The sequence below is a fragment of the Shinella sp. BE166 genome, from assembly GCF_051201095.1.
Taxonomy (GTDB): Bacteria; Pseudomonadota; Alphaproteobacteria; order Rhizobiales; family Rhizobiaceae; genus Shinella; species Shinella lacus.
Genome location: NZ_JBPEHL010000023.1, coordinates 19,354 through 31,264 on the forward strand (window position 1 = coordinate 19,354; position 11,911 = coordinate 31,264).

11 protein-coding genes and 1 pseudogene are annotated in these 11,911 nt (G+C 61.9%); 4 read left to right on the forward strand and 8 right to left on the reverse strand.

The annotated features are described in order from the left end of the window. Window positions 1-63: 63 nt before the first annotated feature. Window positions 64-960, reverse strand: a complete 897-nt coding sequence (locus J2Y63_RS31870; protein WP_435269304.1) for a transglutaminase family protein — start codon at window positions 958-960, stop codon at window positions 64-66. Between the two features lie 461 nt (window positions 961-1,421). Between J2Y63_RS31870 and J2Y63_RS31875 the strand changes: the two are divergent. Further along, window positions 1,422-2,012, forward strand: a pseudogene (locus tag J2Y63_RS31875) (SDR family oxidoreductase); the annotation flags it as partial. A 64-nt stretch (window positions 2,013-2,076) separates the two neighbouring features. Here the strand turns inward: J2Y63_RS31875 and J2Y63_RS31880 are convergent. The 7 genes from J2Y63_RS31880 to J2Y63_RS31910 all read right to left on the reverse strand — a co-directional run bounded on the left by J2Y63_RS31880 (window position 2,077) and on the right by J2Y63_RS31910 (window position 9,171). Beyond that, on the reverse strand, window positions 2,077-3,114 hold the full coding sequence (locus J2Y63_RS31880; RefSeq protein WP_435269305.1) for an ABC transporter substrate-binding protein: 1,038 nt from the start codon (window positions 3,112-3,114) through the stop codon (window positions 2,077-2,079). Then, entirely contained in the window at window positions 3,111-3,956 is an 846-nt protein-coding gene (locus J2Y63_RS31885; RefSeq protein WP_435269306.1) for an ABC transporter permease, read from the reverse strand. Before J2Y63_RS31885 ends, J2Y63_RS31880 begins: the two co-directional genes overlap by 4 nt. Continuing rightward, window positions 3,953-4,786: an ABC transporter ATP-binding protein gene (locus J2Y63_RS31890; protein ID WP_435269307.1), complete on the reverse strand. Its 834-nt coding sequence runs from the start codon at window positions 4,784-4,786 to the stop codon at window positions 3,953-3,955. The genes J2Y63_RS31885 and J2Y63_RS31890 overlap by 4 nt, the downstream gene beginning before the upstream one ends. 11 nt (window positions 4,787-4,797) lie before the next feature. Next, window positions 4,798-5,799, reverse strand: a complete 1,002-nt coding sequence (locus tag J2Y63_RS31895; protein WP_435269308.1) for an ABC transporter substrate-binding protein — start codon at window positions 5,797-5,799, stop codon at window positions 4,798-4,800. A gap of 29 nt (window positions 5,800-5,828) precedes the next feature. Then, window positions 5,829-6,983: an LLM class flavin-dependent oxidoreductase gene (locus tag J2Y63_RS31900; protein WP_435269309.1), complete on the reverse strand. Its 1,155-nt coding sequence runs from the start codon at window positions 6,981-6,983 to the stop codon at window positions 5,829-5,831. Window positions 6,984-6,992: 9 nt separating this feature from the next. Next, a complete protein-coding gene (locus tag J2Y63_RS31905) occupies window positions 6,993-7,682 on the reverse strand; it encodes a class II aldolase/adducin family protein (protein WP_435269310.1) in 690 nt (229 codons plus the stop codon). A 523-nt stretch (window positions 7,683-8,205) separates the two neighbouring features. Beyond that, window positions 8,206-9,171, reverse strand: coding sequence for a LysR family transcriptional regulator (locus J2Y63_RS31910; protein WP_435269311.1), 966 nt, complete (start codon window positions 9,169-9,171; stop codon window positions 8,206-8,208). A 68-nt stretch (window positions 9,172-9,239) separates the two neighbouring features. Here J2Y63_RS31910 and J2Y63_RS31915 point away from each other — a divergent pair, with 68 nt between their 5' ends. The 3 genes from J2Y63_RS31915 to J2Y63_RS31925 all read left to right on the forward strand — a co-directional run bounded on the left by J2Y63_RS31915 (window position 9,240) and on the right by J2Y63_RS31925 (window position 11,909). Continuing rightward, window positions 9,240-10,226, forward strand: coding sequence for an MBL fold metallo-hydrolase (locus J2Y63_RS31915; RefSeq protein ID WP_435269312.1), 987 nt, complete (start codon window positions 9,240-9,242; stop codon window positions 10,224-10,226). Between the two features lie 505 nt (window positions 10,227-10,731). Beyond that, window positions 10,732-11,532 (forward strand): alpha/beta hydrolase, encoded by an 801-nt coding sequence (locus tag J2Y63_RS31920; protein ID WP_435269313.1) that lies wholly within the window; start codon window positions 10,732-10,734, stop codon window positions 11,530-11,532. Between the two features lie 11 nt (window positions 11,533-11,543). Next, on the forward strand, window positions 11,544-11,909 hold the full coding sequence (locus tag J2Y63_RS31925; RefSeq protein WP_435269314.1) for a hypothetical protein: 366 nt from the start codon (window positions 11,544-11,546) through the stop codon (window positions 11,907-11,909). Window positions 11,910-11,911: the final 2 nt, after the last annotated feature.

Consider the following 11,911-nt stretch of genomic DNA (forward strand, 5'->3'; position numbering starts at 1 on the left):
AAAAGAGGAAGTCTTGCCAAATGGTGGTTGGGCAGCAACGTCAGGACACGGCGGGTGTTCCGCTCACCCAAGGAGCCTGGCGCCGCGATCGTCGGTCGTGACGTTCACTTGTACGGACATGCTATCGAAATCGGATGCGCGGCCGTCGTAGCTGCCCCACAGCGGTACGGCCTGTTTCGGATCGCGGCCCACACCGACGCGGATAAGGTCGCGGTTGCCGACGATGCCGTTTGTGGGATCGAACTCCACCCAGCCGGCGCCGGGCAAATAGACCTGGCACCAGGCATGGGTCGATCCGCCGCCGACTGTCGTCGAGCCATCGCGGTCCGGAACGTAGATATAGCCGGTGACGAAGCGAGCGGCGAGCCCCAGTGCTCTGGCGGCCTCCATCATCATCAGCGCGAAATCCCGGCAGGTGCCGCGCCGAAGCGTCAGGGTCTCAAGCGGCGCCTGCGTTCCGTGTTCCGAACGCCGGGCATAGATGAAGCCCTCATGGATGGCGTAGCACATGGTCATCAGCAGGTGACCGGTCTCGGTGGGCTGCCCGACCCGCACGAATTGTCGTGCCCATTTGGCGACCGCACCGTCGGGATCGGGATAATGACGCCTGATCGTTCCTTCCAGATCCGGCACTTCTTCAGGATCGTATGCAAACGGGTAGGTCAAAGCCTCCTCGTCTATCTGCAGATCCATTGCGGCCTGCGGTGTATGCTCGAGGCGAATGACGGTTTCGAACCGCAGGTCGTGAGACGCCTTCGCAAAACCGATGAGCGCGACGCAATTCCCGAAAACGTCGTGGATCCATCGGACATAGTCCGGCTCCGGATCGACCTTCAGGCGCGAACTCAAAAGCGTCTGGTCGAAGCTGTCCCTTGGCCTGAACAGCAGTCTGTGCTCTCCGAACGCCACGCGTCTCTTATAGCGGTAGGACGTGATGTGCCGGACGGAGAATATGGTCATGAAACACCATTGCGGCTCGAGCTTTTGCGAAAGTTGATGCCGTTTCGCATCACACCAAGCCGTACCAGACTTTCGCGGTCGAAGCTCCGATATCATGCCGGGTAACGCACCGTGCCAGAAAGATGTCGCAATTCTTCGTAACGGACCGCTCGTTGAGCGATATTGCTTAAGAGAAGCCGGCCAGAACGTTTTCGCGCCACGTTTGAACGCTTCTAACAGCCCTCAACCATTGCTCATTCAACCGAGATGGATTTCGACGTTGTGTCGCTCCGTTTCCGCCGAGGGGCGCAATCTGTTCGTCTCAATAGATGGCGGCGTCGGCGGGCTCATCGCCCATCTGCGCACGGTGACGATATCGTCAGTGACCTTCGCAGGGCAGTTAAAGGAGAGCCCTGTGTCGATTGCTATGTCCCTTGTGTGTAGCCACGTTGATTGCAGCGATGGTCAGCTGCGCAGCATCCGCGGCCTTTCACGCCATTTCGGCGGACCTGTCGTCCACCGCACCCGTCGCGGGCATCGTCGACGAGGCAATCCGCACCTTCGGCGCCATCGATATCCTGGTCAACAATGCCGGAATCGTGCGCCGCGCGGACTCGGTCGATTTCACCGAGGAGGACTGGGACGCGGTGATCGACGTCAACCTCAAGACCCTGTTCTTCCTGACGCAGGCCGCCGGGCGCCACATGCTGGCCCGCGGCCGCGGCAAGGTCGTCAACATCGCCTCGATGCTCTCCTTCCAGGGTGGCATCCGCATTCCGGCCTATACCGCGTCAAAGAGCGGCGTCGCCGGCCTCACGCGACTGCTCGCCTGCGAATGGGCGGCGAGCAACGTCAATGTCAACGCGATCGCACCAGGCTATTTCGCCACCAACAACACGGCAGCGCTGCGCGACGACGCCGAGCGCAGCAAGGCGATCCTGGACCGCATTCCTGCGGGCCGCTGGGGAAAGCCAACAGATATCGGCGGCGCGGCCGTGTTCCTGTCCTCTGCGGCATCCGACTACGTCCACGGCGCCATCCTGCCCGTCGACGGTGGTTGGCTTGCGCGCTGAAATCATCCCCGGCCGGCGTCCAAGATGCTTAGCTCGATAGTCCTGGCTCGTGTTTCAACCCGCACTATTGAAGCAGAGAAACATCTTCCTTCAACGCTGCAGCCCCGGCCTTGAGAATTTCGGGCGCGATCCAATCGTCGATATTGACTTTGGAGTCTATGAAGCCGTGCCTGGCGAGGCGATCGATCTGAATGTCGAGAAGATCAAGGCGTTCGTGATCGAGGCTCGGTGTCATCGCGGCCTGGAGATTGGAGCCGTAGGTTGCCTCTGCGAATTCTCGCGTCGCGCCGGTTTCCTTGCAGACGATCGAGATGACGCGGTCGTGGTTTTCGCCAACCCACGCGCCCGCCCGCAACGTTGCGGAAACGAAGGCGATGACCAGCTCCGGGCGCTTCTCCAAAAGATCCGCATGGACGGTGATGGGGCGTGGCGTCCCGTTGTTGACGCGGTCACGGATCGGCAGTGCATCGATATCGACGAGGGTTGTAAGGCCGAGCCGATGCGCCGCTTCTCGCGCTGCGGCACCTTTGACATAGGCTGCGTCGGCCTCTCCCGAGGCAACCTGTTCCAGCGACGGCCAGTCCTTGATCTTGAGATCGCGGCGCAGCCGGCCCGGCGGCACGGTCTGCGCAAGCGGCGTCTCGATGATGGAAACGTCGCCGAAAGTCAGACCCACATGTCTCAGCGCCGCCTCGAACCCTCCGAGCGCCATGGCGCGTGCGTGACTGGCGTTCCGGCGCGCGGCAAAGGCGGGGATGGCGATCCTCGCACCGCGCAGGTCTTGTTTTTCCCGCAGTCGTTCGGGGTGGGCAACGATGGCCTGGCCCTCATCGATGAAGGTGAGCCCGAGCAAACGTGTCGGCGCGCCCTCCGCCCGGGCGACGATCGCGGGCACGCTGCCGCCCTCGCGGATGAGCGTCGGCAGGGAATGATCATAATGGGAAAGGGCGATTTCGAGGGGGGCGTCTTGCAGAATGCCGAGCTCGGTGTCGAAGTCTGAAAGGCGTTCGGTCAGCCATCCGAGGTCGAGCGCAATGCCGCTCGCCGTCGGGACCTGGCACCGCGTATACCAGACCTTGTTGGGGCACGTGTTCGCGTTCATGAGCGGCCCCCTGCCGCGTCGTTCGCGACGTGCCAATGAAGCAGGCGGTTCTCGATGGCGAGGAAGCCGTAGTTGAGCGCATATCCAACGACGGCCACTGTGATGGCCCCGGCATACATTCGTGAAATGTCGAGCGTCTGCTGCGCGTTGAGAATATAATACCCGACGCCGGAATTCCCTGCGATCATTCCCGCCGCGATTGCAATGACAAAGGATCCGGCCAGCGCGAGCCTGAGCCCGATGAAAATCTGCGGCGCGGCCGCGGGAAGAACAATTTCATAGATCGTGCGCCACCAGGAAAGCTTGAAGGTGCTCGCCGTGTCGCGCAGCGCTGCCGACACCCCTCTTGCCCCGGAATAGGTGGCGATCAGGATCGGGATCGTTGCGGAGACGAGGATAGCGATGACGTTCATTTCCCGGCCGAGACCCGCGTAAAGAATAATCACTGGAATGAAAACGATGGTGGGAACGGGACGCAGCAGCTCTATGATCGGCTCCACCAGCGCATAGATGATCTTGACCCGCGCCATGGTGACCCCGATCGCGACGCCGAGCACGGCGGAAAGCACATAGCCGTAGACCATCGACGTCATCGTATCGGCGAGCTGGAAGCGCAACTGGCCTTCTGTCATCTCCAACCACCAGGCCGCACCGATCCGTGATGGGGCGGGCAGTCCGGGGGAGGGATTGTAATGGGCGACGATCTCCCAGATGCCGACGAGCACGAGGAGGGCCAGCCAGCCGAGGGCGCGGTTGTCGAACGCGATCGTGCGCTTGCGCGCGCGCGTCGGCTTCTTGGCCGCGTCGACGGCGGAGAAGGTTATGCTTGTGGGCACCGTCATGCGGCCTCCGCGGATTTCAGGGACGGCGCCGAAAGCACGCTTTCAAGAAGCTTGCGCCTGTATTCCAAATAGCGGGGATGTTCCCGCGTCTCGATTTGCCGGCGCGGCCGGGGAAGCGCAATCGGGATCTGCGCGGCCAAGCCCTTGCCGTTGGGGCTGAGAACGAGGATCCGGTCCGCCATGTAGATTGCCTCGTCGATATCATGGGTGACGAGGATTGCCGTGAAGCCGAATTTCCGCCAGAGATCTAGCATGAGATCCTGGAGCGTTGCGCGGCTCAACGCATCGACGGATCCGAAGGCTTCGTCGAGCAGGATGATTTCCGGCCGCGAGGCAATGGCACGAGCGATCGCCACGCGCTGCTGCATGCCGCCGGACAGCTCGCGCGGGTAGCGGTCGATCGCGTGCGACAGACCGACATCCGCGATGATCTCCTCGACAGACACCTTGAACTTGCGGGACGACTGGACGGCATGGCGTTCGCCGAAAAGCACGTTGTCCCGCACGGTAAGCCAGGGCAGCAGCGATTGCGAATAGTCCTGCGCGACGAAACGAACCTGTGGTGGCGGCTCTGAGACGATGCGATTGCCGACGCGCACCGTCCCCGCGCTGGCTTTCGTCAGCCCGCCGATCGCGCGAAGCAGCGTCGACTTGCCGGATCCGGAGCGTCCGACCAGTGCGAGGAACTCCCCGCCCTCGATCGTCGTCGAGATGTCGGCAAGCGCATCGACCGCGCCATGCTTGCCCGCATAGCGCACGGAGAGCTCGCTCACCTCGATCGTCGGCGGGGCAATCAGGATCGGTTCGACAGTGGTATTGCCCGTTGTCATGAGGGAGCCTCTTAAAGGGTCGGAACAGTGGCCGTCTTGTAGAGGAGCGGCTCCACGTCGATGACCTGCTTGATGACGCCCTTGTCGTGGGCGATCTTCAGCCACTCCTGGAGTGCTGCGAGGTCGACGGCGCCCGACTGGGCGGCGTTGTTGTCATCCATGCGTTTAATGACGCCGGGAACTTCCTTTTCGAGCGCGAAGAGATCGACCTTGTCGTATTTCAGCGAGATCTTCGCCTTGTCCTCGGCGCTATAGGCATTGTAGCGCTTGGCGCCTTCGCGTGCGGAGCGGACGAATTTCTCGGCGAGGTCCGGATTGGCCGCGATCCACTGGCTGGTTGCGAAGAAGCCGGCGGTGCTGGTCTTTTCCGGGACCTGCTCCCAAGGCCGGCCTTCCAGCGTCTTGACGCCATATTGCTGTTCCCACTGCGCGACATTGGGGTCGGACGCGATGGACGCGTCGATCTGGCCGGACGAGAGCGCTGCCCCGACCGTCTCGCGCTGATTGATGATCACATATTCGACAGCCTCCGGATCCACGCCGAAACGCTCGAGATAGAGCCGTACCCGGAGGCGCGACTGCGCGTGCGCCGCCGTCCCGATCTTCTTGCCGACAAGATCGGCCGGCTTCTCGATCCCGCTCTTGGGGCCGGCGATAATGTAGTCCGAATTGCCTCGGCCATTCGCGGCTTGGAGAAAGGTAAGGTCAAAGCCGTTTTCGCGCGCCCCTACCCAGGCGAAAAGGTCGGCATAGCCGACCTCCAGCGAGCCGCCGACGGTTGCCGCCAGGATATTCGGGCCGCCGGCAAGGGTGACGATCTCTACTTCGATGCCGTCTTTCTTGAAGAGGCCTTCCTCGATCGCCGTCTTGATGCCGGGAATCGCGCCAAAGGGAGCGCCGATGCGCAACTTCTGGGATTCAGCGGCAAAGGCCGGGACGGAGGCGGTGATGGTGCCGAAAGCAAGCGCGACGGCGGCCAGCATCGCGCGACGGTTCATGAGGGCTTTGAACATGGTCTCTTCTCGATCTTTCTCGAAAGGGGTCAGCCGGCGGCTGCGGCGTCGATGCGCGGTTGGGATGGGGTGGGAGCAGTCTGCCATGCATAGGGCGCGCTCGGGGCATGCGGCTGTTGCCAGCTGTTATCCAGCGGGAGCAAGGGCATGACCTGATCGGCGAAACGATGGGCTTCTTCCAGGAAGGGATTTCCGGAAAGAATGAAGGATTCGACGCCGAGGTTCTTGTATTCGATGAGGCGTGCGGCGACGGATTCCGGCCCGCCGACCACGGCAATGCCCGGTCCGTTGCGCAGCAATCCGAAACCCGACCAGAGATTGGGATAGATCTCAAGATCCCGCGCGCTCTTGGGGCGTGTCCCGCCATGGAAGGCTGCCTGGCGGACCTGGCCAATGGCGTCCTGCTTGCTGTTGCTCGCCTGGACTTTGGCAATCGCGTCGTCGGACGCGCTGTCCAGCATGTGCTGGGCCGCCTGCCAAGCCTCCTCGTCGGTGTCGCGAAGGATGATGTTCAGCCGGATGCCGAAGCCGAGCTTCCGACCGTATTTCGCGGCGCGGGCGTTGACATCCTTAATGGTGGCGGCCGTTTCCGGCGGGGGCTCGCCCCAGGTCAGGTATTTGTCAACATGCTTTGCCGCAACGTCCATCGCGATATCGGAGGAGCCGCCGAACCAGAGGGGAGGATAGGGCTTTTGCAGCGACGGAAATTCCGCCTTGGCGCCCTTGACCTTGATGAACTCGCCGTCGAAATCCACCGTCTCGCCCGACATAGTGCGCCGGTAGACATCGAGGAATTCGTCGCAACGGCGATAGCGCTCGTCATGGGCGAGGTGGATACCGGCAGGAGCAAGGCTCGTGTGGCCGTTGACGATGTTGAGAAGGAGCCGGCCGCCGATATTCTGGTCGAGCGTGGTCGTCAGCTTGACGAGCTGGCTCGGCGTGAAGATGGACGGGTGGATGGCCAGCAGGAACCGCATCCGGCGGGTGTGGGCCGCAAGGCTCGCCGCAGTGATGAACGGGTCAAGGCCGCCATTCGGCTGGGTGGCGAAGAGTGCACCGGAATAGCCCCGCGCATCGATCGATGTGGTGAGCGCGCGCAGATAGTCGAGATCGACCGGACGCGTCCATTTCGGATCCCACGGATAACGACCGTCGCGGCCGACGACATACCAAAGAATGTCCATTTGTATACCTTACTTTGCCTGGATCGGCTGAGAGCCGCCGAGAGCCTGGGCACGGATGAAGATGCCCGCCGCTTCATCGATGGTGACAGCGAGCTGTGCCGCCTTTTCCGGCGTTTCGTCGAACACCAGCAGGCCATGATTTGCGAGAAGCACCGAGCGGGTCTCGGGGTGGTCTGCCAGGAAGCCATCCAGCGCCGAGACGAGGCCACCCGAATTCCTGTCGCCATAGGGGCTGACGGGAATGGGCACCGTCTGTCCGCGGGTCAGGAGGGGCTCGTAATGCAGCGGTATCAGTTTGTGCGCGACGGCAAAAGCGGTGGCATTGAGCGAATGCGTATGGATGACGGAGCCGACGCCCGGCCGCTTGTAGGCATGGGTATGCATGGCAATGACCGATCGCACGCCCTTGCCGAGCTTTCCTCGAACGAATTCGCCGCCGAGCGTGACAATCCCGAAATCCTCTTCGGTAATGTCCTTGGGCAGGCCTCTTGCCGTCACCAGCACATGGTCCGGCGTTTCCGTCAGCCGAACGCTGGCATTGGCCGAACGGCCGTTCGTAAGAACACCACTGAGATGAAGAAAATGAATAGCGTCGAGAAGCTGCTGGCGTAGCGCCCGGTCTTCCGGACCAAGCTCCAGGCTGCTGCCCTCGATGGACGATACTTTGTTGCCAAATTCGATCGCACTGACAGCGCTCATGATAAACTCCTTAAAATACACTAAAACGGTAGATTTGAGGAATATCTGACGCAAGGGGATTCCTTGCTATAACGCGCGGCGATTATGGAATTTTATCCTACTAATCAACTTTAGTTGGGTAGCAACGATTAGGCGATACGGTTTCGCGTGGAAATTGTATTTCAAGGCGACCGATCCCCGGTGCTTCTTTGAAATGTTTGATGCGACCAGCCCATCCGGGCGTGATTATTCCAGAGCCTTGCCATCGGTCTCGAGGAGCGGGCTGAGAGCGAGGCGCTCACGACGATTGGTGGAATAGTCCGACGGGCAGTTTCCGCTTTACGCCTATCATCCGTCATGCCACATGCCACCAGCCAAGGTGCGGGCTTTTCTGGACTTTGTTCAACGGATCGCGGCGATGTAGCGCGGGGCATTTTTGCCGCGCGCGCCTGGCTGTCGGGCGGCAGAAATTGTTTGCCGCCTAGCCAGGCGCACTCAGGTTGCCATGATCGACAAGGCGAGACGCGCCTGGACAACGGATACGCTAGTGGGCCCTTAGCACGCGTAGACGGGGCCCGATCCAGTCGAGGAAGCGCCGCACCTTCAGCGGCATGGGATCACCTGGTCGATGGATAGCGTTCACCGGCAGCGGTTCCGGTGCGAACTCCGTCAGCAATTCCTGCAGTGCGCCGGAGCACAACTCATCAGAGATCTGGTAAGACAGCAGGCGGACGATGCCGATACCGGAGAGTGCAGCCTGAATGGCAGCCTCCGTCGTGTTGACCGCGAGTTTGGAGCGCGGCTCTACGGCAAAGGCCGCGCCGTCCCGGCGGTAGCGCCATTCCGGCGCGGTCGCGAAGCCCTGGAAGCTTATGCCGTCATGTTGGGCGAGGTCTTCCGGCTGACGAGGCACTCCTCGGCGGGCGAGATAGTCAGGGCTCGCGCAGATTACACGGCGGACGGAGCCCAGCCGCATTGCGATAAGTGCGCTGTCCTCCAAGTGCCCGATCCGTATGGCGACATCGATGTGCTCATCCGCCAGACTTAGCTGCCGATCGACCAGGGTCAGGCGCAGGTTGATGTCGGGTTGCTCCTTCAGGAATTCCAGCGCAATTGGCAGCAGATGGCGCTCGCCGAAGGCAATCGGTGCGGTGACGTGCAGTCCGCCACGCAGCGCGCCATAATCGCCGGTGGCTTGCCGCTCCGCCGCGTCCAGTTCCGCAAGAATACGACGTGAAGCGGCGACGAAGGCGCGCCCCTCCTCCGTCAAGGCGAGGCCGCGGCGGGTGCGCAGGACCAAGCGCACACCAAGGTGCTTTTCGAGATCGGCAACCTTGCGGCTGACCGTGGCGAGCGGTGCATGCAGTCGCCGCGCCCCGGCCGAGAGGCTGCCGGCATCGACCACCGCCAGCAGCACCGACATCGCTTCAAACCGATCCATCGAATCCTTCCGGAAATTGAGAGGAAAGTTCCCGAAATGGCAGAATACCTCCTTGATTGTGGATATCATAGCTTTCGTCTCGTCCAAGGGGACGCCGGCTAGGCTCCCGTATTGTCAACAATCCGGAGGAAGACCTCATGCCTCAATTTTCACGTCGCGCCTTTGCCAGCGCCCTTCCCCTAGGCCTCATCGGGGGGAGCCTCCTCGGGGGAGGCCTGATTGATGGCGCGACTGCTCTTGCCGCGACGCAGCAAACCGCTAAGGCGCCGGTCAGCGTCACGCCGCTAGCGCAAATCCGCATCGGTCGCTTCACGGTGACGGCGTTGACGGATGGGTATGCCGATATGCCCTACGACTATTTTCCGGGACGCGCCGCGGCCGATGTTGAACAGGCTGCAATCGCGCAGTTCACCGCCCGGCCGAGTGGCGTGCGGTTCCTCTTCAACCAGTATCTCGTTGAGGATGGCGAGCGCCGTATCCTGATTGATGCGGGTGCAGCGGGTTCGATCGGGAAGACGGGCGAACTGCCGCAGGCGCTCGGCGCGCTCGGCTTGCAGCGCGACCAGATCGACGCGGTGATCGTGACGCATATGCATCAGGACCACATGGGCGGCCTGATCGTCGGGGGCAAGAACAACTACCCGAACGCGGAACTCTATATCGATCGTCGTGATATCGCCCATTGGACCGACCCGGCCAAGCGCAGCGGCGCGCCCGATTATCTGCAGCCCAGCTTTCATATGGCGGGGGACGTCGTGCGCCTCTACCCGAAACTCCAGGCGATTGACGGCGAGCGTGAAGTTGTGCGGGGCATCTCCATTGTCGACCTCACCGGACATACACCTGGCCATATCGGCGTGCGTGTCGAAGATGGCGGGCAGAGCCTCATCATGGTCTCGGATATGATCTTTCCGGTCGTGCATCCGGGCGCGACCGATGTGTTCTTCCTGTTCGAGCAGGACCCTGCGGCGGCCAAAGCGATGCGCGACCGCTTTTTTCCTCGCGCCGCTTCGGAAGGCGCGCTTATCGCCGCCACGCACATGCCCTTCCCAGGGCTCGGCCGTGTCGTGGCCGACCGCGGGCAGATGCGCTGGCAGGTAGCGGACTGGGCCTTGCAGAACTGAGGTCCGCTGCGGCGGGCCTCGCTCCAGCAGTCGTGAGGGTTGAACATATCTCAGTGTCGCCACGACGGCCTCCGTTGCGGCCACGCCGCATATCCCGCCCGGCAAGATCGTTGGCCTGTCTCATGACGGGAGCAATCGTCTAGCAGACTGCAAAGCGAAACGCCGGGCAAAATCGCCCAACCGGCCACGCCTCGTTAACTAGTATGGCAGAAGGGGATCACCACCAGTGGATTCAGGCGGGCGAACCCTTCCTGAAGTTAATTGGGAAAACACATATACCCGCGATGAGCCAACTTCTCTACCCCGACGTATTGAAGACAGCGCAGGAATTGAAGTCCCAGGGCAGGGCATTTCGGGTATTCGCCGATGGCGATGCCTTGATCGAATGGCGCCCTCCTCGGAGCTTATTCGTCACCTCTCATTCCGGCAAGCATCGTTTGCCCCGGCATACGGAACAACCATCGTGCGGACGGGTTCTTCATCTCGACCAACAAAGGATATCCGGATGAAGACGATTGTATTCGTGCATGGCATGTTCCAGAACCCGAAGAGCTGGGAAAACTGGGTCCGGTTCTTCAGCGAGCGGGGCTATGATTGTAGAGCGCCTGCCTGGCCCCTTCACGAAGGCGATCCGAAGACGCTGCGGCACAGCCCGCCGGCTGGTCTCGGCGAACTCAGCCTCGACGAGATCTACAACAGCATCGAAGCGGACGTCGCCATGCTCGACCAGCCTATCGTTATCGGCCATTCGGTCGGCGGTCTGATTGCCCAAAAGCTGCTGGCCCGCGGCGTGGTGTCCGGTGCTGTCGGAATTGCGTCGGTTGCGCCAAACGCCATGCTCGACTTTGACTGGGGCTTCATCAAGAACAGCGCGATCATCACTAATCCGCTGAAGGGCGACGAACCGGTCTATATGGACGCCAAAACCTTCCATGGCGCCTTCGCCAACACGCTGTCGGAGGACCAGGCAACGGCGGCCTTCGAGCAGACCGCGACCCATGACAGCCGCAACGTTCTGCGCGATTGCATGGGGAAATCTGGTCGGGTCGATCTCGACCGGTCGCACGCCCCGCTTCTGTTGATCGCGGCTGAGGAGGACGAGATCATACCGGCCGACCTCTGCGAGAAGAATTTTAACGCGTACGAAGATGCTGACAGCGTCACCGATTTCAGGAGGTTCGTGGGGCGAAGCCACTTCATCTGCGGCGAACCAGGCTGGGAAGAGGTCGCGACCTTCGTCGCCCAGTGGCTCGAGCAGAACGGGCGCGAGATCTCACCGGCACCACAAGCATCGACCCTGCGTTAGGAGACATACCGATGACGGATATCCGGACAAAGGGATTCGAAAGCCCGGCTCAATTGCGGGAGCATCTCGCCGAGCTTGAAGAGGAGAGCCCGGCTGAGGATCCGCGCGCAGTGGACGTGCCTTCCGCCGACCAGCAAATCGCAGCCCTTCGCCGGGAGGTCGCCGATCTTCGTGCCCGGCTGGCCACCATCCGCGAGCAGACGAACGGGATGGATGCCCCACCGTCCAGAGGCGAGATCCACCCCTGGCTCCGGGTCGCGGCGACGGTTGCAACGACATACCTTCTCGGCCGGCTCGTGCAACGGCTGCGCCTCGGCGCTCCGGGCGCGGCCGCCGTGCCGATGATCGCGTCGCAGCTCGACCGAAGAATGTGGTGATT